Origin of the sequence: Spirosoma sp. KCTC 42546 (genome assembly GCF_006965485.1) — a bacterium.
GTDB lineage: Bacteria > Bacteroidota > Bacteroidia > Cytophagales > Spirosomataceae > Spirosoma.
Genome location: NZ_CP041360.1, coordinates 2,616,674 through 2,640,004 on the forward strand (window position 1 = coordinate 2,616,674; position 23,331 = coordinate 2,640,004).

Annotated in this window: 17 protein-coding genes; 1 reads left to right on the forward strand and 16 read right to left on the reverse strand. The window is 49.6% G+C overall.

The window, feature by feature from the left end:
• Positions 1 to 42: 42 nt before the first annotated feature.
• The 6 genes from EXU85_RS10555 to EXU85_RS10580 all read right to left on the reverse strand — a co-directional run bounded on the left by EXU85_RS10555 (position 43) and on the right by EXU85_RS10580 (position 7,506).
• Positions 43 to 1,005: a MoxR family ATPase gene (locus tag EXU85_RS10555; RefSeq protein ID WP_142772050.1), complete on the reverse strand. Its 963-nt coding sequence runs from the start codon at positions 1,003 to 1,005 to the stop codon at positions 43 to 45.
• A gap of 112 nt (positions 1,006 to 1,117) precedes the next feature.
• The gene (locus EXU85_RS10560) at positions 1,118 to 2,497 is read right to left on the reverse strand and encodes a peptidylprolyl isomerase (protein ID WP_142772051.1); all 1,380 of its coding nucleotides are present in this window, start codon (positions 2,495 to 2,497) and stop codon (positions 1,118 to 1,120) included.
• A gap of 184 nt (positions 2,498 to 2,681) precedes the next feature.
• Positions 2,682 to 5,054, reverse strand: coding sequence for a peptidylprolyl isomerase (locus tag EXU85_RS10565; RefSeq protein ID WP_142772052.1), 2,373 nt, complete (start codon positions 5,052 to 5,054; stop codon positions 2,682 to 2,684).
• Positions 5,055 to 5,146: 92 nt separating this feature from the next.
• The gene (locus tag EXU85_RS10570; RefSeq protein WP_142772053.1) at positions 5,147 to 5,851 is read right to left on the reverse strand and encodes a hypothetical protein; all 705 of its coding nucleotides are present in this window, start codon (positions 5,849 to 5,851) and stop codon (positions 5,147 to 5,149) included.
• A gap of 151 nt (positions 5,852 to 6,002) precedes the next feature.
• On the reverse strand, positions 6,003 to 6,341 hold the full coding sequence (locus EXU85_RS10575) for a n-acetylglutamate synthase (RefSeq protein WP_142772054.1): 339 nt from the start codon (positions 6,339 to 6,341) through the stop codon (positions 6,003 to 6,005).
• Between the two features lie 88 nt (positions 6,342 to 6,429).
• Positions 6,430 to 7,506: an agmatine/peptidylarginine deiminase gene (locus EXU85_RS10580; RefSeq protein WP_142772055.1), complete on the reverse strand. Its 1,077-nt coding sequence runs from the start codon at positions 7,504 to 7,506 to the stop codon at positions 6,430 to 6,432.
• A gap of 38 nt (positions 7,507 to 7,544) precedes the next feature.
• On the opposite strand from EXU85_RS10580, the gene EXU85_RS10585 reads away from it, so the two are divergent.
• On the forward strand, positions 7,545 to 10,784 hold the full coding sequence (locus tag EXU85_RS10585) for a leucine-rich repeat protein (protein ID WP_142772056.1): 3,240 nt from the start codon (positions 7,545 to 7,547) through the stop codon (positions 10,782 to 10,784).
• A gap of 16 nt (positions 10,785 to 10,800) precedes the next feature.
• On the opposite strand, the gene EXU85_RS10590 is transcribed toward EXU85_RS10585, so the two are convergent.
• The 10 genes from EXU85_RS10590 to EXU85_RS10635 form a co-directional block, all read right to left on the reverse strand.
• Positions 10,801 to 11,481, reverse strand: a complete 681-nt coding sequence (locus tag EXU85_RS10590) for an HAD family phosphatase (RefSeq protein ID WP_142772057.1) — start codon at positions 11,479 to 11,481, stop codon at positions 10,801 to 10,803.
• Positions 11,482 to 11,494: 13 nt separating this feature from the next.
• The gene (locus tag EXU85_RS10595; protein WP_142772058.1) at positions 11,495 to 11,740 is read right to left on the reverse strand and encodes a hypothetical protein; all 246 of its coding nucleotides are present in this window, start codon (positions 11,738 to 11,740) and stop codon (positions 11,495 to 11,497) included.
• A 78-nt stretch (positions 11,741 to 11,818) separates the two neighbouring features.
• Positions 11,819 to 12,526, reverse strand: a complete 708-nt coding sequence (locus EXU85_RS10600; RefSeq protein WP_142772059.1) for a DUF1080 domain-containing protein — start codon at positions 12,524 to 12,526, stop codon at positions 11,819 to 11,821.
• Positions 12,527 to 12,663: 137 nt separating this feature from the next.
• Entirely contained in the window at positions 12,664 to 13,827 is a 1,164-nt protein-coding gene (gene mnmA, locus EXU85_RS10605; RefSeq protein ID WP_142772060.1) for a tRNA 2-thiouridine(34) synthase MnmA, read from the reverse strand.
• Between the two features lie 231 nt (positions 13,828 to 14,058).
• Positions 14,059 to 15,348 carry a glycoside hydrolase family 71/99-like protein gene (locus tag EXU85_RS10610; RefSeq protein WP_142772061.1) on the reverse strand — a complete coding sequence of 430 codons (1,290 nt, stop codon included), beginning with the start codon at positions 15,346 to 15,348 and terminating at the stop codon, positions 14,059 to 14,061.
• 194 nt (positions 15,349 to 15,542) lie between these two features.
• Positions 15,543 to 17,492 carry an FG-GAP-like repeat-containing protein gene (locus tag EXU85_RS10615; RefSeq protein ID WP_142772062.1) on the reverse strand — a complete coding sequence of 650 codons (1,950 nt, stop codon included), beginning with the start codon at positions 17,490 to 17,492 and terminating at the stop codon, positions 15,543 to 15,545.
• A 19-nt stretch (positions 17,493 to 17,511) separates the two neighbouring features.
• Positions 17,512 to 18,408, reverse strand: coding sequence for a sugar phosphate isomerase/epimerase family protein (locus EXU85_RS10620; protein ID WP_142772063.1), 897 nt, complete (start codon positions 18,406 to 18,408; stop codon positions 17,512 to 17,514).
• 66 nt (positions 18,409 to 18,474) lie between these two features.
• Positions 18,475 to 20,829, reverse strand: coding sequence for a PQQ-binding-like beta-propeller repeat protein (locus EXU85_RS10625; RefSeq protein WP_142772064.1), 2,355 nt, complete (start codon positions 20,827 to 20,829; stop codon positions 18,475 to 18,477).
• Positions 20,810 to 21,922 carry a bile acid:sodium symporter family protein gene (locus EXU85_RS10630; RefSeq protein ID WP_142772065.1) on the reverse strand — a complete coding sequence of 371 codons (1,113 nt, stop codon included), beginning with the start codon at positions 21,920 to 21,922 and terminating at the stop codon, positions 20,810 to 20,812. Before EXU85_RS10630 ends, EXU85_RS10625 begins: the two co-directional genes overlap by 20 nt.
• A 27-nt stretch (positions 21,923 to 21,949) precedes the next feature.
• Positions 21,950 to 23,314: an enolase C-terminal domain-like protein gene (locus tag EXU85_RS10635; RefSeq protein WP_142772066.1), complete on the reverse strand. Its 1,365-nt coding sequence runs from the start codon at positions 23,312 to 23,314 to the stop codon at positions 21,950 to 21,952.
• Positions 23,315 to 23,331: the final 17 nt, after the last annotated feature.

Consider the following 23,331-nt stretch of genomic DNA (forward strand, 5'->3'; position numbering starts at 1 on the left):
TTTCCTCTCGTCCCTTTCCTCCCCCTCTTCCTTTCCTCCTTTTTATAACAGCCTCTTGATCAATTGTTCAACCGAAATGCCTTCCGCTTCTGCCTTAAAGTTTCGGACAACCCGATGGCGCAAAATTGGCATGGCTACAGCGCGAACATCTTCGATATCAGGCGAGTATTTGCCTGTTAGTAATGCATTGCACTTGGCGGCCAGGATAAGCGCCTGCGATGCCCGTGGACCAGCGCCCCATTCTAAATACTGGTTGGCGTCTGGAGCCGCCATGTCGGTATTGGGTCGGGTTTTGTGAACGAGTTTGACCGCGTATTCAATCACATTATCGACCACCGGAACCCGGCGCACCAGGTGTTGAAACTCCCGAATTTCTTCGCCCGTAATCACACGCTGAACATCATATTTGTTGTCGGACGTCGTGTTTTTTACGATGTCGACTTCGGATTGATACGACGGATAATCCAGGTAAATATTGAACATGAAGCGGTCCAACTGGGCTTCGGGTAGCGGATAGGTACCTTCCTGCTCAATTGGGTTCTGCGTAGCTAGTACGAAAAATGGCCGACCCAGGCTGTATTTCTGACCGGCAATCGTTACCGAATACTCCTGCATGGCTTCCAGTAGGGCCGCCTGTGTTTTAGGGGGCGTCCGGTTAATTTCGTCAGCCAGAATAATATTGGCGAAAATAGGCCCTTTAATGAACTTGAAATTGCGCTCCTGATCCAGGGTTTCGGAACCGAGGATATCGGATGGCATCAGGTCAGGGGTGAACTGAATCCGGTTAAAATCCAGATCCAATGCTCCCGCAATCGTCTGAATCAGCAGTGTTTTCGCCAAACCCGGCACACCAACTAGCAAACAGTGCCCCTGACAAAAGATAGCCGTTAACAGCAGTCGAACAGTTTCGTCCTGACCAATTACGACTTTCGAGATTTCACTTTTAAGTTTTTGGTAAGAATTGGTAAGGGCTTCGGCAGCCGCGACGTCTGATGTGTAGGGCATTGTAATGAAAAATGTATAATGAAAAATGTATAATGGTTAGGCTTATTGGCTAATGAATTCTAGTACCTTAACTAGCAGCACTCATTATTCATTAAACATTATCCATTATCCATTAATTGCCTCCTCCGCTGAGGTTGGCTGCACTATTTTGGGTTGTACCAAATATTCGGCAACTGTGGAATTCAGGATCGACCGTGATGTATACATCGGCAATTGATTTTTTGAACCAGTCGTCAATGGCACGGTTCTTTTTGTTCTGAAGCACAATTGTCTGCAATTTCTCGAAGTCTTTGGTGAAATCGGCCGTGTGGGGCGGAACCTTACTCTTAAAATACAATAATCGTACCGCGCTTTTGCCATCTTCCGTACGGTAAGGCAGTGGAGCCGAAATCTTTCCCACCTGCATGGTATCGAGCATCTGGAACATGGCGTATTCCATTGAGCCATCCATAGCCATCCGGCTGCTGCCTGACTGCGGATCGCGCAATAACCCACCCGCATCAGCCGTATTTTTGTCTTCCGAATAGTCGTGAGCGGCTTTCTCAAATTTCAGCGAATCGAGTTGAATCAGGTTCCGAAGACTGTCCAGGTAGCGGGTTGGTCCCGATAAGTCCAGGCGGTTGTAATCGGGTCGAAGCAGAATGTGTCGGGCGCGGTATTCAGCACCGCGGGTTTCCAGCAATTGGATCAGGTGCAAACCAAAATCCGATTCAACAACGTCCGACATTTCATTTGGTTTCAGTTTCAGGGCTGCGCCTTCAAAAGGAGCCACCATCGCTCCCCGTTTCGCAAAACCTAAGTCGCCCCCTTTCTCACCTGAGCCAACATCTTCCGAGTTTTCTTTGGCAAGCTTGGCAAAATCTTCGCCTTTTTCAACCCGATGCTTAAATTCCAGCAATCGCTGCCGGAGGGCTTCTTTCTGTTCTTTCGTCGGTTTGGCAAAGCGAACGATCTGACCAACTTCTACGTCGGCGGGCATATAGGGAAGGCTATCTCTTGGAATCGCATCGAAAAACTTACGCACGTCACGCGGAGTCACTTTCACGTCGGTCGTAATTTTTTGTTGCATTTTCTGGACAACCTTCTGTTCTTTCACCTGGGTCCGCAGCTCACTTTTGAGCATTTCCAGGCTCTTGCCATAGGCTTCAACAATACTTTTTTCGGAACCAAACTGCTGCACCATGTACTGCATGCGGGAGTCGAGTTCGCTGTCTACGATTTTGTCATCAACCACAACCGAGTCAATCTCGGCTTTGGCCAGCATCATTTTGTTGACAACGAGACTTTCCAGCAACTGACATTTTTGCGGAGGTGTCTGGTTTTGACCAACGTAGGATTGGTAGGCTTCGTCGAGATCAGACCGTAGAACATAGTAATTGTCTACTTTGGCGATGATCTTGTTCAGACTCACTCCCTGACCCTGCCCAAAACTGGGTGCCGTCAGGAAACAACCAACCAAAATAAAGAGCACACTGCTGATTACTTTTTTCATATTCTCAAATATACGTACAGAACGGCAAGCGGTCTGTGTTTTAAGAAATTTTAAGTGGAATTTGGGGTTTGGTGGAGTTAGTGAGTAGTGAAGTAAGTTAAGTGGGTGGAATAGATGGAGTGAGTAAAGTTACTCCCTATACCAACTACACCTACTTAACCCACTCAACTTACTCCACCAATTTCTACTTCACTAACTTCTGAATTTCGGCTTCGTTTACTTTTACTGGGTATGTTTGCCGGAGTTGCGCAAGCCATTGTTTTTCAAGCAGGGCCTGATATTCGTTAATGACGGTACCACGAGCTTCGGCAAACGTTTTGGTACGAGCGGGCTCGATCCGACTAATGATTACGGCAATTGCTTTAGTATCACGATGCAGGGTGGTTGTGCCCACTTTCCATTGGTTAATTGAATCGAGGTACGGGTTTGTTCCCTGCGCAAAGGATCCTTCGGTAATAGAAAGGGCCGGTGGCATACCCGACGTTACCGGATACTTGCTATTGATGATTTTGGCAACATCATCCTTTGCATTGCTGAAATATTGAAAGGTCACGTTACGCTGAGCATCTTTTGAAACACCTGGCCGCGCCCCCTGATAGTCTTTCTCCATAATTCTGCTCAACGAAATTCCGTTTTTCTGTAGGTAGCCAACCACGTTGCGAATCCGGCCAGCCGAAACTGAATCGCGTTCGGTTGGGTCATGTGACCCGGTTACTTCAACAACGTAATCTGGATTATGTCCCAATACAACCAGCAGGTCGAACAACGTTTCGCGTTGAGCGGGTGTTAAGGCTGTCTGGTTCTTGTCAAACGCAATCGGAGCTGCCGACCGCCGAAGCTGATAGGGTGGTTTCCCGCTGAAGACACTTGATGCCTGTTTCAGAAGGCTATCGGTTTGGGCGATGACCAGCGTAGCAATGGCCCGTTCGGGAAGTCGGTACTCGGCTTTATGTTGCTCATAATACTGGCGCTGTCCCGTTGAATCAACCATCGAACGCTCCCATACATTCTGCTCCATCACCTGCGAAAGCAGTACACCATCGCGAATGTCGCTCATCAGGGACTTGAATTCTGCTGATTTTTTGTCCAGATTCGCTTCTTCAGTGGCAATCAGGCGGTCGCCAACAAACCGATCAAACTGGCGGTACATGGCAACGCTTGGAGAGCCAGCTACCGTGTGCTCTGCGGTTGGGGCTGTTGAGGTTGTCGTAGTGGCCAATGCCGGATTCCGGGGCGGTTGCTGCCGTTGGCGGACATAGGCAAAAAACTGGTTAACGGTATACGGCTGCCCCGAAATTGTGACAATGGGTTTGTTCTGTAACGAGGGATCGAGCGGTTCTGTAAAGCGCCACTGACCTCGGAGTAAACTACTATCGGCTTTGGCTACAGCATTCTCAAGAACGGTTTTATCTTCCTGTACCGTATAGTCTTTTCGAAGTTTCTGAACCGTTGATTGTCGCAACACTTCAGCCCGGCTATCGGTCATGACGCGCTGCCGTAAAGGAGCCGCCATGGTTGCATAAGGTTCCAGTGCTTTGCGTTCAATAAGTTTGATGATGTGCCAGCCGTAATTGGTTCGGACGGGTTTTGAGTAATCACCTACTTTAGTCAGAGCAAACGCAGCATCATCAAAGGCCGGTACCCAGGGCCGGTCGGGCGTTGAGAGGGGTAGCACGCCCCCGTTTGATTTCGAGGTTGCATCATCCGATAGCTCGCGACACACCAGTTCAAACGATTCGCCTTTTTGCAGGCGTGTATAGGCAGCATCAATGCGGTTCTGCGCCATTTTCTGGCCCGCTTCATCGGCACCAGGGCTCATACGTACCAGGATGTGGGCTACCCGAACGCGTCCACGGCTGGGTCGGCGATTGTTAACTTTGATCAGGTGATAGCCAAACCGTGTTCGAACGGGCTGCGAAATGCTACCAACAGGCGTTGTGTAGGCGGCAATCTCGAGTGGATAAACAACCCCAAACGCCGTAATGTAACCCAGACTTCCTCCAGTTTGAGCCGTTGCGGCATCCTGTGAATACTCACGGGCCAATTTGGAAAAATCTTCACCTGCCAGCGCCTGTTTCCGCAAAGCCAGCGCGCTTTGGTAGGCTTTAAGGGTATCGGCAGGTAGCGCATCTTCGGAAACCGATAGCAGAATATGCGATGCGTTGACGTCTTCCTGCATATGCTGGTAAGCCTCAGCCGTGAGCGCTTCAACAAGCACTTTGTCGGTCAGATAGGACTGCGCCAGTTGCTTCCGGTAGGTATTCATTTCCTCCCGAAAGGCCTCGGTCGTATCGCGACCTTCTGTTTCGGCTGCCAGAACTTTCAGTTTTAGATTCGTATAGAGATCGAAGTAGCCTTTGACGTCGGTTCGCTGAGTCGAATCAGACGAAAGCTGGTTTTTGGTAAACGACTGAAAAAAGTCATCGGTCGTAAAGGGTTTGTTGCCCAATGTCAGAATAACTGGCTTCGGGGGTGGTGTTTGCTGAACAACCGGTGCAGTTGTTTTACAGGCTGTTACGAGTAAGGCCAATAAAAAACCGCCTGTTAAATGGCGCATAGCGTCTAGTAAAGGTAATTTTGGACGTATAGGTGAAACAGATACAAAGGCAAAAACATTCGTTATCTATAGGGAACGATGTGCCAACACGCTTATTGGCGTACCGGCTGGATTTTCACCGCTTTAAGCTGAATGTCATACTCCAGCCCATAGTCGAAGGCATCTTTCATATTCTGGCCGGTAAACACCGCCGGCACATGCACCAGCCGCTGTTTCTTCTGGCGTAAATCGGCTTCGCGAAGGTCAACACTACTTTGCCCCAGCAGATCATCATCATCCAGTTTATCAACGAGTTGCAGTCCAACTCCCGACGCAACCAATCCGGCCGATACATACTTCAGGGGTGTCAGCACCTCGGTGACGGTCAGGAGCAATCCAATCGGAATGGCAACTATGTTATGAATCTTCTGAATTTTCGAAATCGTTTCTTTGGCCTGGTTATAGTCATCGACCTCAATTAAAACGACCGATGCCACAATACGTCCATTTCGAGGCAATGCCAGACTGATCGGTTTCGCAGGATTGTGTTCGGGTGAAGCAGCGGAACGTAGATCAAGCTGTTCATCTTTCCGAACGGTCTCAACGCCCCAGCCTCCATTAACAACAGCGACAGGCTTGTTGTTGGCGTCGTAGCTGGTTAACGAATAGGCCATCATCAGCTCATCGCGCCGACTAATGGTTTCTTCCAGATTAACCGCTTTTAGCGAACGGGGCACCAGTTCTGCGGTGAGCGTTGGTTGGCGGGCGCAGCCTACTAGTATCAGAACCGGGATTACACTGATTAAAATGATTCTCATGATTTTGTTAATAGTCCCGCACCGGCGGACCGGCTGATTTTTAGGATTCAGAGCCACTGGTGTGGTTATGATTTGTACAGATTTTAATCAACTAAATCTTACCTCATCTAATTATCATAAAGATCAGCGTTCTATTGATTTTGTGAAAAATTCATACAAAAACTTCTTCAACAATAGATGTTCCTGAGGAACCATCACCACTGGTCCACTGCCATTGCTCATGCAGACGAATTCGACCGTCGGGTAGTAATTCAGGTGCCGAAGAACAACGACCCGTCATCAACTTACCCTGACTGTTGACATGCTCATAACGCATGTCTAAAAAGCCGCCTTCCAGTACAACCGCAATCAGAAAGCCTTTGACGATGTCTCCTCCGGCATACTCAGCCCACACAAGTTTATCCTGCTGGTGATAGTGAAAAAGCGTATCACCACTTACGTCACCATTTGGTGTATTGGTAACGGATCGGAAGGTTTTGTTGTCGTACATGTTTTTGATTAATGAAGAATGAAGAGTGAAAAATGAAGAATAGAAAAAAGCAAGTCGAACCTATTCTTCAATCTTCACTCTTCATTATCTAAACGCCTGGTTCCTGCTGGCTCAGGCAATGGAAACTGCCCAGCCCCCAGACAATATCGGTTGAATCAATTCCTACGATTTTACGGTCGGGGAAACAGCTGCCGATGATATCCAGCGCTTGCTGGTCTTTAGCACAGCGGAAGGTTGGTACAATGACCGAGCCAGTTGTGATCAGGAAATTAGCGTACGAAGCGGGTAGGCGAAGGCCATCACTCACAACAGGATCGGGCATGGGTAGCTCAACGATATTGAGTTGCTTACCATTCAGCAGCCGCATTTCCTTCAGTTCTTGGTGGATTTCCTGGAGAAACGGGTAATTGGCATCGTTTTGGTTCGATTCATACGCGGCTATGACGGTATCCTCATTGACAAAGCGAACCGTATCGTCAATGTGGCCATCGGTATCGTCGCCAACAATGCCTTCTTCCACCCAAAGTACCTGCTGTACGCCGTAGTAATCACAGAGGTACTGCTCTATTTTCGCCTGGGTCAGGTGGGCATTTCGGTTCTGGTTAAGCAAACACGCCCGGCTGGTCAATACGGTACCAGCTCCATTGAACTCCACAGAACCACCTTCCATGATGATGCCGGGTGTTACGTAATCCAAGTTTCGATAGTGGGCAATTTCAATCGGAATCAGATCGTCGCGATCATAGGGCGGATATTTACCTCCCCAGGCGTTGTACCCCCAGTTGACAATCATCCGTTCTTTTTTCTCAGGATTAATCAGAAAGGCCGGACCGTGATCGCGGCACCAGGAGTCGTTGGTTGGGTGGGGCAGGAGGGTAATGCGGCTCATATCGGCTCCGGCAGCCAGTAAACGTAGTTTGGCCGCCTGGATAACGATCTCGTTGTGGGCGTTAATGCATACCTGCTCACTTTCGGCAATCGCTTTGATAAACTCAATGTAGGCCGGGAACATCAGCTCCTGTTGCTCGCGGGTCCAGGAGGCTTCGGTATGGGGCCAACTGAGCCAGGTAGCCACATGCGGGTGCCACTCAGGCGGAAAGAAAAAGCCCTCTCGGGCCGGGATCAATGCTTGATTTGTTGTTTCAATCAATGGCTGTATATTCATGCGAACGTTAGAAACTCGGCAACAAAAGTACACAAAATATGCGGCTCAACAGATGGAAACACTGGCTGTTCGTACTTGGATTTATCGTAATAAGACTTACCAACAGCTCTGCTCAGCACGGGCAAAAATTAGTAGCAGAACTGGATGTCTTACCCGGTTGGTATCCTGTTCCTCGCACGGCATCATCTGTGTTTCAGGATAATTCGTTAGCCTATCCGAATGCCTATACAAGCTTTTCTCACCTACTCAAAAAAGTAAAGGAGGGCAGTAAAGTTGAGGCTCTGACCATTGATGGTATTATGTTGAAACAGGGTGGCCTGGCTGACTTAAGCCAGCTGCAGACGGTACGCGTGCTGACCATCAACCTGAGTGGAGCAATGCCTCTGCAAACGGATTCTTTGTTTCAGATAATTCAGAATTGGCCCGCCTTAGAGCGCCTTACTATTACGGTAAACCCTTATTTTCCCAACAAAACCGAATCTGGTGGCTTAGTAACGTTGCCCGCTGCCTTTATGCATTTTCCCAACTTGCATGACGTTCGGCTTAGTGGTTCGGGTTTCCAGTGGGACACGTCGTTCAACGCCCTGGCTGGACTGAAATCGCTTCGCTCGCTCGATATATCCAGCTGGCAGCAAGTCAAGCCGTTGCCAATTTACTTCCCACAATTACCTCAGATTACCGCTTTACGAATCAGTGGAATAAATTTTCTGGTCAATCAGCAGACGTTCAGCAATCTCAGCACATTGAGCCAGCTGACGCTGACAAATGTTACGATTGATTCGGTTACGTTTCAGCACACCTTAACGAGTCTGTCTCGGTTGGAAACGCTGGCCCTGGAAACCATTCGTTCCTTACGGAAACTAGCGTTTAATGAGTTGAAGAATCTTAAGTCTGTTGAATTGAGCGGCAATCCAGACTTGTTGGTCGATGCGGCCACCTTTGCTGGATTGCCAGGTTTGGAACGGCTTAGCATTCGAAACCAACAGGCTATAGATATGTCCGGGTTTTGCTCGCTCACTCAGTTGCACACCTTATCCATAAGTGGGATTCGTACACCTACTCAGATTCCAGATTGTATTAGTAAGCTAGATCAGCTTACCGAATTACGAATTGAAAGCGTTCCGCTTAACCGGCTTTCTGATCGTATTGGCTCTTTAAAGCAATTACAAAAACTGAGCCTTAGCCATTGTGGACTCGATTCATTGCCAGCCACCCTTGCTCAACTAATGAACCTGAACGAACTTGGGTTAATGGGCAATAAACTACGTCAGATGCCCAACATCTGGAAGCTGACCAACTTACAGAATCTAAATATTGCCAATAATCAATTGGTTAGTTTGCCCGAAGAGCTTGGCCGACTAACCCATTTGGAAACCCTGGCTGCTTATAATAACAAGCTAACCCAACTGCCCGCGTCGATTGGCCGGTTGGTGAACCTTCGTCTTCTTTCGCTCCAGGCTAATCAACTCGAACAGCTCCCGGAAGAACTGGGGAAACTACGGAAACTTCAGTTCCTGTCGCTGAATAACAATCAGTTAACCGGATTTCCTGCTAGTATGGGTCAACTGGATTCCCTAAAAAGATTGTTAATTGGCAACAACCGGTTGAGGAGTCTGCCTGCCACCTTTTCTCAATTGAAAAGCCTGATTGAATTACATATTGGTACCAATGAATTGACCGCGTTGCCTGCCAACTTTGGATCATTGCATACCCTAACCAATTTAACGATTGAAACGAATCCAATCACTGAATTACCCGCATCTATTTGTGAGTTGTATGCATTAGAGTACCTAACGATTATGGGCACTCAGATCCGGCTCTTGCCTGAGCAAATTGGGGCATTGACTAAACTTCGGCAGGTGACGCTGACTAATAATGAATTAATTGCCCTCCCAACTAGCATTGGGCAATGGCAGCATGTGACAAGTATTTCGTTGGAGCGAAACCGGTTAGAGGGTTTGCCAAATTCACTTGGCCGTTTGGGCAAATTGGGGAATCTGAGAATTAGTGGAAAGGATAAGGTTGTAGAAGGCGCTATGGGGGGCATACAGCAATTGCCTGATAGTATTGTGCACTGTACACAATTGTGGGATTTACTCATTGACCGGCAACCTCAGCTCGATGCCGACGATGTGTTTACCAAAGCTGCCCGGATGAAACGGCTAACCCACCTGAAGGTTACCAATTGTAATATCAGCAAATTACCGACTATAGATTGGAAGAATACAGCTTGGCAAATGCTGGTTCTCTCTCAGAATCTACTAACTGAATTGCCCGTGGGTCTGCTGGATGTACCTGCTTTGCAGACCCTGGCTGTGGCTGAGAATCGACTTCCTGAATCGTTGAACCGTGATTTTCATGATAAAGAATCGGTACGCGTTGCCTTTATCGAAGCAGGTTTAGTGCCACTGGAAAGTTTAAGTAAACCCAACCGAAGGGTAGCTTCTGCCTACATGCAAATGTCAGCTCATAAAGCAAGGCAGCGTGATTGGGCGGGTGTTCTGAGCGATCTGGGAAAAGCCATTGAGTACGCACCTGATACCATCCGTTCCTTTGCTTATGGGCAGCGGGCAAGCTTTCATGTTTTTCGAAAAGAATACCCCGAAGCGCTGGCTGATTATGATAAAGCCATTCAATACGCCCCCCAGCTTCGAAAGGAAAAATTGTCGGATACGATGGCTACCACCCGGACGTTGGCTACGTACTGGCAGCAGAAAGCATTCGTGTTAGGTATAATGGGCCAGTATGATGCGGCTCTGTCGGCTATTACGCAGGCTGAGTCGTTCCTTCCGCCAGCGGATACCTATAGCCCTCTAACTGGTCTTGTTCATACCGAGCGAGGCCGCTATCTGGCCATGAAAGATAAACTGGCCGATGCAGATTCCAGTTATCGCAAGGCGATTCGGGCGTATGAAAAATTGATGCATCCCGATCCTGGAATCCGCCTGACAATTGTTGAACTGAGTTTGCTGACGGGGCAATATGACCGGGCGAAGCGAGCCATTGCCGATCTGCCGATGGATCAGATGCGGGATGGCTATGCCACGCTGAAAGAATATCTTGAAATCTGCATAGCTGTTCTGAAGAATGAACAGACAGGTGCACAGGCTATGGAACGTCTGACAGCTTATCTGGACAAACATCCGGCTAAGATTTATGGATGGCGTTTCGATCTGTTCGACAATTGGTTGACCAAATCGAAACTGCCTACCGAAAAAATGGCAACGCTACGTCAATTAACCGATGCCACCAAAGAGCGACTGGTTAAACCCGAATGAACGGAATCGGAATAGACTAACTAATTAACTTCTGCACAGCCTCGACCGTTAGTTGCCTAAAATCATCGACAATCAGCGCTGCACCTGTGCCGGCTAACTCATCCCGGGTATGCGTTGTTGCTACGGCTACGACGGTCATACCTGCCCGTAAACCCGCTTCAATACCCGCAAATGCATCTTCAAATACCACGCATCGGGCAGGTTCTATGCCCACGTGCTTAGCCGCTGTCAGGTAAATTTCGGGGTCGGGTTTACCCTTTTTAACCATACTGGCATCTACAATTGCATCGAAATAAGGGCGTAGCGGAAGTCCGTCGAGGGTAAACAGAACGTTGCTCTCGGGTGCCGAGGTACCCACGGCCAGTTTAACGTCCTGCGCCTTCAAGGCACTCAGAAAGTCGAGCAGACCCGGTGCTGGCTGGAGGTGCGGACGATATAACTCGCGATAAATCGCTTCTTTCTCTTCTGTCAGAACGATCAACTCCCCGGCTGAAATGGGGCGTTGAAATACATAGGCCATCGCATCGGCGGATACGCGCCCGTTGATGTTTTCAACGTATTGGTCTTTCGTAAGTGGGCGATTGTGGCGTTGGGCAAATTGTAACCACGCATTGATATGGAAATCGGTGTTGTCGATCAACACACCGTCCATATCGAAAAGGACAGCCCATGAACGGGCCGAAGGCGAATCGGGCATAAAAACAAAAGGGTTAAACCTCGTTCTCTGGTGTTGGTAAAATATCTCCGGCAAGTACAGCCGCTTCGTGAAGGAGTTCAGTGGCTACCAATTCATCTGTTATGTCTTCAATGCGCTCATCAAATGCATCCAGTCCACTATCATTGGTCGACTTGGAGGCATTCATGCCTAACAGGAATTTTCCTACATACAGCAGATTAAGCGAAAAACGTAATTCGGGTAGAGCGCGACTGTGGCGGGTCCGGGGTTCGGTTTGCATAAGGTTGGAACAACCAGCGGGTGCGGTTGGGTTCGTATAGCGCGGGTTTCCACAACAACGGCCGACCGTCCACGCTACTTATAACGGTTTAATCTTCAGATTGCGGAAGTAGATGGGAGCACCGGCATGCTTACCCTGTAAGCCGATATAGCCATGGAGGGGCAGATCAGCGGGTGGTTTGCTGAGCCATTCAGGCACAGGCGACCCATCGGGATTAGTTTTGGCAGACGTGAATTTCGACAGGTCTATCGTATTCACTAACTGGTTATTGAGAACGATGTAAATCATTTTTCCCAGGCAGGTGATGGTATACCGGTTCCATTCGTCGGGCTTTTTAACTATTTGCTGTTTGATAGCGGCCTGATGGCCAAAAAAAGCACCGCACTGCCAGTTTGTTGGCGATTCGGCCCACTGTTTGGCATAATCGTCGGCAATCTGGATCTCCACGGAGTTTGGAATCCAGTTAGTGGTATCGCTGGCATGAACCACCACGCCACTATTGGTGCCGTCGGCGGTTTTGAATAGTAAATCCAATATGAAATCGTCATAAGGCACAGCTGTCCAGATGGCTTTATCGGCAGTAGCGGTCAGAATACCGCCATCATCAATGCTCCAAACGCCTTTTGGAAAACCAGCATCCGAGAGATCACTGGCGAAGAGCGGTCTCCAGCCGGGCCCGCTGGAGTTAGGATGGCCTTTGGGAGGTATACTGACTGTTGGCGCTTGGGCTAATAACTGACCGGCTAAGGCCATTAAAAAGACAGAAAGCAAAAGGTTTTTTTTCATGAAAGGGGTTCTTGAACGGCTAGTTGCTTTACAAATAACAGATTTTAACGACAGAGACACAAAAGACACGGAGGTTTTAGTTTTCTCCATGCCCTTTGTGTCTCTGTCGTTACTCGATCTATAGGTTCAACCAGTAACTAAACCGCGCTGGTTGCTGCGACCAGTTGATTGTCCTGCGCTTCGCTTTGCCGAACGTCGTTTTGACGGAAGCTTTTCATGATCCAGCCGCCACCAATGACGTCGTCGCCTTCATAGAAAACGGCAGCCTGACCCGGAGCAATAGCCGACACGCCTTCGCTGAACAGCACTTCGATTTTGTCGCCAGATTGCGAAATCGTAGCGGGCGTGCCGGGGTCTTTGTAGCGCACTTTGGTTACCGTTTCGAGTGGCCCATTGATGTGGTCGTACTTTTGTAGATTTAATTTGCTGACAATCATGCCATCGCGGAACAGGTCTTTGTCGACTCCCAAAACCACCTCGTTGGTGTCTTTCCGGATTTCGGTGACGAACATCGGTTGGCCAAATGCCATACCTAGCCCTTTGCGTTGGCCAATGGTATAGAACGGATAGCCCTGGTGTTTGCCCAGCACTTTGCCCGTGCCTTCCATAACGAAATTTCCACCGGCAACTTCAGCTTCCAGACCCGGCATGCGTCGTTTCAAAAAGCCCCGGTAATCGTTGTCAGGAACAAAGCAGATTTCATAGGATTCTGATTTAGTGACCAATTCCATGAAGCCCCGTTCTTTTGCCATTTCGCGAATTTCGGATTTGCGCAAATGCCCCAGCGGTAATTTCGTCCGGCTCAAACTCTCCTGCGAAACACCCCACAGCACATACGATTGATCTTTCAGCGAGTCAATGCCTTTGGATAAAACAAATCGGCCGCCTTCTTCTCGAATATGGGCATAGTGGCCCGTTGCAATTGATTCACAGTCAAGCCGGTCGGCCCGGCGAAGCAGGGCATCCCATTTGATGTGGGTATTGCACATAACGCACGGATTGGGTGTCCGGCCTTCGAGGTATTCACCTGTAAAGTGGTCGATTACGGCATCACCAAATTCTTCCCGAATGTCCAGAATATAATGGGGGAAACCGAGACTGACGGCAATATTGCGGGCGTCGTTGATGCTGTCGAGGCTGCAACAGCCGGTTTCTTTTTTTGTGCCACCTGAGGATGCGTAATCCCAGGTTTTCATGGTCATGCCAATGACCTCGTAGCCTTCTTCGTGCAGCAACACCGCTGCCAATGAAGAGTCAATGCCACCACTCATGGCGACAAGAATTCGTCCGTGTTTGCTCATTTTTGTATCCGCAAGGGGTCAAAGCCCTCCGATTTGATATGCTGGTAAAATTACCTGGTACGTAGCCAACAACTGAACGAAGCGATTTGGTTTCCGATAAAAGCCGGTAAAAAGTGATAGAGGCAGATCTTCCACATGCCCGTGCCCACCTGAGCCGGTAAGTGGATCGACATAGAATGCTGGCTCTACAGCCGGAAGCCAGATAGATGTTGTAAGTGGTTCATCATGCGTTTATTTCTTGCGACCAGGCTTTTGGGAGCTATACCCTTTCTTACCATGAAACCAGTGAGCAGCCTGCCCCGTGAGCCAGAGGTAATAATCCGAACCCAGGTCGGATTCAATGCCAACAAACTTGCCTTCGCCATTCAGGGGTAATTCGTTCTCTCGGCGAGTTTTGAAGATGGCAGTGCCTTCATCAACTTCATCGAACATGGCTACGTAAAGACTCTGGGCATCGGCTGCTTTGGCACCAGCCACCTGCTGCCAGAGGAAATCGCCTTTTAACCGCGGAATCTGGTTATAGACATTGGGACTATTTTTGAGATTCCCCCAGCTAAACCCCGGAAAAACCAGCGGTACGTAATCCACCTTAGCCGCTTTACACCAGGCAATGTCGTCTGCCAGTGTACTGCCCGCTACCGTAGCGTACGTTTCGGGTTTATAGCGACCCACCGCCCAGGGCATAATAATGTCGGCGCTTTTAATGAGCGGATGGAGTCGGTCAGAGACTTCGGTATCTTTGGTCATCGTTCGCCAGTAGTATGGTACACCGAGCAGAATCGACGTTTTTTTCGTCGGGCCTTTTACCCGATCCACCAGCACCTGAATATCGGCCGTGGTGTACCGTCGACCGTCGTTAAAGCCTACTCCCCAGATTGCCAGGAGGGGTTTGCCGTTGTGCCGCAGATAAGTCGGGTTTTCTTGGTTATTGAATAGCGAAAATATCTGTTGCACTTCCTCCCAATCCTTTACCAGCAGCTCCATATCAGCGGAGGTTGAGCCACTCAGGTCATACATGATGCAGATGGCCCGGCGGTGTTTCTTAGCTGCTTTCAGCGCATTCTCCAGCACCTTGTTGAAATGTCGCTTTCCTTTTTCAGACTTCACTTCGGTCAGAAATCGCTGCATAAAAACCCCGTCGATCCCGTACTCTTTCATCCAGTTGAAATGCAGGTCGACACTGCTCTCATCAAAAGGGCTGTAGAGGGATGCCGGACTACCATCCGCAAATTGAAAAGCCGTTTTGTACGTAATCGGATAGTCTTTCACATCCGGCCAGAAGTCAATCGATGCATAACCCGGTTCGAATTTTCCCCGTTTCTGATAATGATGCCAACCTCGTTCAGACGCATCGCCCTGGGCGGCAAACCAGCCCTGATAGCCCGCCATCACCAGCCCTTTGCAACTCGTATAAAGGCAACCTTTTTCGTCATAGTTCACCTCGGCAGGTTGGCTTCTACCGATTGTGATGCCTAGTAACCAACCTGTCAGGGATAGAAATAGAAATGCAGTTGTTTTCATACGTACTGGTAAATCAGAAAGCAAAAACAGATAAAAAGCCTGCGCGGAAGCGATACTGTTCGATAGCTGTAATTGAATTAATTGAACCCGTCGTGAAGTACGGCGCCCTCACTTAAAAAAATCTTAATAAAGGCTTAATAGGCTGTTTATGAGTGAAGTTTATTGGGCAATTTTAAGGAACTGTACTCGCCCCGCTACTTCATCTTAGGGCGTTGCTTTTCGCCTTTCTGGTTCCAGAAAATGAACGTCCCCCGGTCGGTGGACGTAACAATATCGATAGCACCGTCTTTATTTAGGTCTGTCGCCAGTACGTCTGATCCAACCCCTGATCGGTTGTGAATCAGTTCGGGTACAAACTCGGCACCACCCGGCGCTTTGGGATTCCGAACGGTCCGGTACCAGTACAGAACCGGGGGGCCATATGGGTCCGGGTCGAAGTAGTTATCCAGGTGTGACCAATAGCGTTTCCCCACAATGAAATCCGGTATTCCATCGCCATCGATATCCGCCTGCGTAGAGCCGTGGGGCTGTGAAAAAGTTACGTTACCGGCATTTTTCGTGGAGAAATCGTCACTGATCACGTGCTGAACAAAGGTGATCGTTCCATTAGAGTCCCGTTTCTGTTCGTACCAGCCCAAGCCGAAACCGTGTGCGTTGAGGCCCGTTACAACGTCGTTCAACTTGTCGCCATTGACGTCGTAAATAGCCATCATGCTGCCTCCCACGCCTGGCCCCCGGTGGCCGTATCGGGCAAATGCCGCTGGATGATAAGGCCATAATTTCCCACTGCTATCAGCCGTGGGCTGTTCCCACCAGCCGTTCGGGTTAACAAAGTCGGTTCGCCCATCGCTGTTAATATCCCCAAGGCCAATCCCATGCGCCAGGAAATAGCCTTTTTCTGAAACGGGATGCACGGTCCAGGGTTTCGTGGGGTCGGTAGGGTCAGGTTTGGCATAGCGAAGTTCACCCTCTGCCCCGTAAATCAGTTCGGGTTTGCCGTCGTTGTCAATGTCTTTAAATAAGGTAACCTCCGTCTGAACAGGCACCACAACCTCGAATTTATCCCAGCGACGTGATTCGCCTTTTGGGTTCAGGTACAACGTAGCGCGGGGTGGTCCGGTCAGGATGTCAGTCCAGCCGTCACCATTAAAATCGTAGGTGTACTGACAGTTAACGTCCGTAAATTCTTTCGACGGATTGAACGGAAAAGCCGGATAAATTTCTCGTGACTGGGTGAAATCAGGCCCGAAGTAAATATAAGGACCAGCCACTAGGTCGGGAGTACCATCCCGGTTGAAATCACCGGCACCTGCACCCCACGAATAATACATGTCGTTGATTCGTTGCACCTGGAAACGATCCGATGTTTTTTCGTTGGGCATGGTCCGCAGGGCGGCATCTTTATAACCAACCTCCTTGAAGCGAACTTCGCCGGTTCCACCTACGTATAAGGCGATAGGGCCGTACCGACCAGCCTCTTCATCGGCAGCTCCACCGGCCATTTCACCACTGTCGTTGAGAAACGTACGGATAATGTTGTTGTCCAGAAAAATCTCAACCTGATTCCAGTCGTTCGGACGATAGCTACTTTCTACGCGCGAAATGGGTAGTTTCAGTCCAAAATAAGCCGGGCGACGGTTCCGGTTAGCAGCCGCATTATCCGCAGTCTCGTTAGGTTTGGTCGGTGGCGCCAGTCGAACAATACTACCCGCCGACCGTAATTTCTCCCGTGTCAATTCACGTCCTTGTGCATCCAGCGTGATACGATAGGAACCTACTTCCGTTTCCCGAATCGATACCAGAATTCCTTTATACCCATCCGCTGTTTTCTCCAGTCGGAACAGAACACCCGTTTCGCTACCACCCGAGCAACGGAACTGCGCGTGAAATCCGATGTCCTGATAGGAGCGTTCCAGCACGAGCCAACCGCTCGAAGAGCCAGGTTTTAGAGAACCAATCAGTTCGCCATTTTCGGCCCGCCAGTCTGCCTGCCCCAGCGAATGCCAACCAGTCAAGCTCGACCCTTTGACGATAACATCGGGCACAAACGTTAGCCCGATGCCAGCTTTGGCTTCCGACGCGCCAGACTGCCCGAATGAAATATTAGCGCAGAACAGCAACAGACAACACAGTAAAGTTTTCACAGAGTAAGTGGTTTGTTGTCTAAATGTTGCGTTTTACGTGCTCAATCAGCCAGTCGGCTACCTTTTCGTAATCCAGATTCAGGTACTTACCACTGTACTGTTCAAGCGAATAAATACCCTTGAACCCCATCCGTTCGGCCAGTTGAACACATTGATCGAAATCGTAGGAGGTGTGTTCCATATTCTCATTGAAACTATCCGCTTTGGCCGAGATCAGGTAGGCATAAGGCATGATCTTCGCCAGCGCGTCGAAGCGAGCCGCCTGCGAATAATTACCGAAGTCGGGCAGGGTGTAAATGTTCTTGGGGCCTGCTTCCTGCACGATGCGCACGTGTACGTCGGGATTCATCTCTAAGCCGAAGTGGTTTTCGGTCAACAAAATGAGCTTTTTGCGTTGAGCATATTGGTTGACCTCTTTCATTGACTCGATACTCTTCTCAACCGACCCGTTGACTCGACCGGGATTGATACGAACGCAGGGTGAACCCAGATACGCTACGGCATCCATCCACTCTTTCACGTGCGCCAGACTTCGTTGCCGCTCGGTTTCGTCGTTGGATGCCAGGTCGTATGCGCTATCCACCTGCACATTTATCAGGCGCGATGAACTGGCTTTCATGCTGGCTTTGAGCTGATCCAGATACGATTTTTCAAGCGACTCGAAATGATTGCTCCAGAATTCAAGCTGCCGAATGCCAAATCGTTTCTTGTAATAGGCCGGTACATCCAGCAGTGTCAGTTCGTTTGCGATAGTGGCTATTTCCTTTGGCTTTGTCTGTTTAAACCGGTAGCGAAACAAAACCGTCCCCATGGCAATTCGATCCATTTTATCGGGCTTCATTGGCCGGAAAGCCGATGAAACCCAGACGGTTATTATCAGGCCGGAAGCACTGCTCAGAAAGGTTCTTCGTTCCATAGGGATAAGGTTTACTAAGAGAACGCTGTTTTTTATGACGAGTATGATCTGTGTAAATCATGCAGATCATAATAATCCGTGTTCTATTAATTTATGATCATTTTCAGGAAGGGCATACACGACGTAACCCGATGGTAATCCATTAGCCCGAATACTTGTATCGTCTTTAGCCACACTCTCGACGGTAAAGCTGGCCGTAGAGCTAACCACAAGGTATTGACGTCCTTTCGCTTCGTACATAGATAGTAGCCCCTGCGTTTCTTTCGGCAGTTCATCCGTCCAGAGCGTCTGGCCCGTTTCAGCATCGAAAGCATAAATCTTCCCTCCCTTGGATGTCGCGAATAGTAGCCCGTTCGATGTAACAATCATTCCTTTCCGTTGCGAGCCAATGGGCGTACCGGTAGCTTTCCCACCCTGCTTTAGCACCCGGATATCCTGCCCGATTATCTTCTTCCATTTAATGGTTCCCGTATTCAGGTCGTAGGCGACAATAAACGACCAGGGTGGACTCAGCAGATTGGAATATTCCAATCCGTATCCGGAGGAGTATTTATTGGCGGGTCTGGCCACTCCTTCGGGGTAAGCGCGTAATGCATTGGCAGATCGCATGGCCGCAAAACCACTGGGTACATCAGGTGCGCCACCCGAAGCAACCACAGGTCCATCAGGCATCGCTACTGAACCGACTGGAGCACCCTGAGGCCGACGATTGGCGGATTCGATGGTACCGCCCAGAAACCGATACAGGGCGCTTAGCGTCTGTTCATCGATATGCTGAAAGCCAGGCATTTGTCCTTTACCCACCGCAACCACGCCTTTGAAGTTGTCAAAGTTGAGCCGTGTACCGATGTCCAGCAGCGATGGGCCGACAACACCCGCTCGATTGGCACCATGACACGACTGGCAATTAGTTTTGTAGACAGTCATGGCCCGTGTTACCTGATCGGCGGATAACGCAGCCTGACCCAGTTCGGTTTTTGCGAGTCGATAGACGGATGGATATTCCTGAGCCGCTACGTACATAATTCCCTGTTGCGGGTTAGCGGCTGTGTTTCCATAATTAGCACCACCCACAGCTCCGGGCATGGCAATTACCTCATATTGATCAGAAATTGGAGTAAACAAACCTGTTTTGGCCGCTGCAATTCGAGTTTTCCAAGACTCCCGTTCTTCTGTCGTCATGTATGGATTGATATCATTGACGGTTACGTTTTGCCGGTTAAAAGGCGGGAGTACGGTCGGAAAGGGTTGCGTTGGCCAGGCTTGTTCTTCGGGCATATTGCTCGCCGGTACGGGCCTTTCCTGAATAGGCCACAACGGCTTGCCTGTGACCCGATCAAAGGCAAATAAGAACCCCTGCTTGGTGGCTATCGCTACAGCATCAATTAGCTTCGTCCCTCCAGACCGGTCCTTGTGCCGAACCGTCAGCAGTTGCGGGGCTGCCGTCAGGTCATAATCCCATAAATCATGGTGAACCGTCTGGAAGTGCCACAGCCGTTTGCCGGTACGGGCGTCGAGGGCCAGGAGGCAGTTGCCAAACAGGTTACTACCAATCCGGTCAGCACCATAGTAGTCATAGGTAGGGGAGCCAACGGGAAAATAGGCAATGCCGCGTTTTTCGTCGAGGGTGATTTCACCCCAGGTATTGGCTCCCCCCACGTATTTGTAGGCATCTTTCGGCCAGGTGTCGTAGCCAAACTCGCCCGGATGGGGAATCGTATGAAACACCCAGGCGAGTTGACCAGTAACGACATTGTAAGCCCGCAAATGACCCGGTGCTGAAAACAGGTTTTCGCCGGGTGATGATCCCAAAAGAATCAGATTGTCAAAAATACAGCCAGGCGTAGTGGACTGAATGCGCCCGATTGTCGATGGATCGCGGCCTAATCCTTCCCGCAACGAAATCGAACCGTTGGTGCCGAAACTCAGAATCGACTTACCCGTTTGCGCGTCGATGGCCTGTAAGGTATTGTTCAGGCAGAAAAGCAATCGCCGGTCTTTACGATCTTTACTTTCCCAGTAATTGATGCCCCGCCAGGTGATGCCATTCAGATTCGCATGGATCCAGAGTTCCTTGCCCGTTGCCGCATCGAGCGCTACCAGCGAATTATTCTTCGCCAGCACATACATCACCCCATCGACGATGATCGGGTTAAACAGATACTCGACTTTATCAGCCGTCGGATAATGCCAGGCCACTTTTAACTGGCCAACATTCTGCTTCGTGATCTGGTCTAGGCGCACATATTTGGACTGATCCGGCCGACCACCGTATTGGGGCCAGTTCGAATCGGTAGCTGACTGATCGATATGTGGATTAACGCCCTTCAGTCCCATCATGGCGATTCCTAACCAAGCCGAAAGGCATAGAGAAACCGGCCAATAGCCAGATGGCCTCCGGTTAGTGAGTCGTGTATTCATCGGCAGGAATGGTTGAACTCGTTTCGTCTTTTGCCTTGCGATGCCACCAGGAAGCCAGAATGGAACCGGTAATATTCATGAGTGGGCCGAAGATGGCCGGAGCCAGACCGACCGTTGCCATCTTACCCATCTGATTGGCGATACCCGAAGCCAGTCCACCGTTTTGCATACCCACTTCGATCGCAATGGTTCGGCAATCGCGTTCATCCATCTTAAATAAGCGAGCCGACGAATAGCCAAGCAAATACCCGCATAGGTTGTGAATGAGCACCAGGCCAATCAACACAGGGCCAATGGTTAAGAGATTGGTTCTTCCGGCTGCCGTAATCACGACGATAATGAAGGCAATGCCGAACATCGATACCAGCGGCATGGCCTCATCGAGCCATTTTGATTTACCGCTTAGAAACTTGTTGAACAACAACCCGGCACCGATGGGCAAAATCACCATCTTGATAATATCCCACATCATGTGTAGGGCGTCGATCTGCACAAAAGCGCCCGCCAGTAATTTCATCAGGAAAGGCGTAACGAACGGGGAGATGGTCGTCGAGATGGCGGTAATGGTAATGGATAGCGCCAGATTAGCTTTTGCGAGGTAGGAGATTACATTCGATGCCATACCGTTGGGCGAGCAGCCAATCAGAATGATACCAGCCGCAATTTCGGGAGGTAGCCCGCTCAGATTTGCCAGCGTAAAACCCAGCAGCGGCATGATTAGAAAATGACTCACTACGCCAATGAAAACCCCTTTAGGCATTTTGACGACCCCAACAAAATCCTCGGCACTCATCGACGTACCCATGCCAAACATGATGAGCTGGATGAGGGGCGTAATCAGGCCGGATAGCTTAAATCCATTGACTTCCACAAAGTAGTCTGGATAATACAGGGCCGTTGTGACGGAAGCGAAAATGACAACGGTATAAGAAAAGCCTCTTAATGCCTCGTAGCCTCTAAAACCAATGGCCAAGGCTACAAAAAAGGCAATAAAAAATGGCCCAGCCTGAGCGAACGCACCGGTAAATGCTAAATACAGGGCAATAAGCAGCCCTAGAGCCGCAAAACTGAATGCGAACTTATACGTATTCATGTAAGTAGGAAATAGGAGTTTAAGCCGCTACGGCTTCAAAATGGTACCGTCATTTTTACGAACTGTCCAGCGCGATTTGGTGCCAATGGGGTACTTGGCTGCTTCCTTTTCATTGATGTCAATCCCCAAACCTGGTGACTCACTCACCTGATAATACCCATTCTTGATGATTGGGCAACCCGGAAACACTTCTTTTACTTTATCATTAAACATCTGCGACTCCTGAATGCCGAAGTTCCAGACCGCAATATCGATGCTGTTGTTAGCCGCATGGCCCACGGGCGAGGTATCTCCGGGGCCATGCCAGGCCGTGCGGACATTGAACCACTCACCCAACCGAGCCACTTTCATGGCTGGCGTAATGCCGCCAATCTGCGAAATGTGAATCCGGATAAAGTCGAACAGATGGTTGGCCATCGGTTCTTTGAATTCATTGATGTTATTGAACAGTTCGCCCATGGCAATGGGTACGGCGGTTGTCTGACGCAGTAGTTTGAACCAGCTCATGTTCTCCGGGGAGAAGGGGTCTTCGATAAAGAAAGGCCGGTATTCCTCCAGACCCTTGATCATGTTGATGGCGTCGATGGGCTCGGTCAGTTCGTGCATATCATGCAACAACTGAACGTCTTCCCCACAACGTTTGCGCACCACATCGAACATTTTAGGCACCCGTTTCAGATACGTCCGTTGGTCGGAAAAATCATCGGTTTCCCGGCCAAAGCCAGCCGTTTTGAAATCGGGTTTTAAGTCATTCATGGCACCGACTCCGCCGTAGCCTCCCTGCTGAATCCGCACATGACGGAACCCCATTTCCATAAATTGCTGTACTTTATCGGCGATGGCTTCGGGCGTTGGTCCGCTGGCGTGTGTGTAAGTATCCACGGCAATCCGGGTTTTTCCGCCCAGAAGTTGATAAACCGGCATGTTGGCCCGTTTGCCTTTAATGTCCCACAAAGCCTGATCCAGCCCGGAAAGGGCATTGTTCAGCACAGGCCCGTTCCGCCAGTAGGAGCTGACATAGGCCGACTGCCACATATCCTCAATGTTGTCGACATCTTTCCCGACACAAAAATCGTTCAGATACGTATTGATGGCCGGTATGACCACCTGGGCTCGTTGGGTGAAGGTGGCACAGCCCAGGCCGTATAAGCCCGGTTCAGATGTTTCGACTTTCACAATGACCAGATTAGCTCCTCCCGGTGCGGTAGTGATAGCCCGAACACTCTTGATAGTTACGGGAGCCGCACCTTTGGCGTAGGCTGGAGTCGTATAGTGTTCGGCCCTGGCTTCAGGACTATCGAAAAGACCAAAGATGCCTGCGGTTGACCCCAGTCCCAGCAGCTTAAGTGCGTTCCGGCGGTTCGTTTCGGTTTGTATTTCTGGCTTCGCCATATCAAGTTTATGTTCCG